1 tRNA gene is annotated in these 435 nt (G+C 46.0%); it reads left to right on the top strand.

The window, feature by feature from the left end:
• The first annotated feature begins 95 nt into the window (after positions 1–95).
• A tRNA-Asp gene (locus AB4238_RS22020) sits at positions 96–186 on the top strand.
• Positions 187–435: the final 249 nt, after the last annotated feature.

Raw genomic sequence — 435 nt, 5'->3', positions numbered from 1 at the left:
CGTTCCGCCAATAAAAGACAAAAGCCTCTGCAGAAATGCAGAGGCTTTTTTCGTACTTACTTTATCGCTTTTATAGCGATTAATCACTTATCTGCGGAGTGGATGTTCAGTTGGTTAGGCTACTTATGAACAGAACGCGGCCTGTCACGCCGGGGGTCGCGAGTTCGAGTCTCGTCCGTTCCGCCAATAAAAGACAAAAGCCTCTGCAGAAATGCAGAGGCTTTTTTCGTATTTACTTTATCGCTTTTATAGCGACTAATCACTTATCTGCGGAGCGGATGTTCAGTTGGTTAGGCACTTATGAACAGAACGCGGCCTGTCACGTCGCGAGTTCGAGTCTCGTCCGTTCCGCCAATAAAAGACGAAAGCCTCTGCAGAAATGCAGAGGCTTTTTTCGTTGCTGAACTCTTGTTGTAAGTAAGATTGCAATCTTAC

The sequence above is a fragment of the Shewanella sp. 10N.286.45.A1 genome, from assembly GCF_041470405.1.
Classification (GTDB): Bacteria; Pseudomonadota; Gammaproteobacteria; order Enterobacterales; family Shewanellaceae; genus Shewanella.
This window is presented reverse-complemented; position numbering and strand designations above follow the sequence as displayed.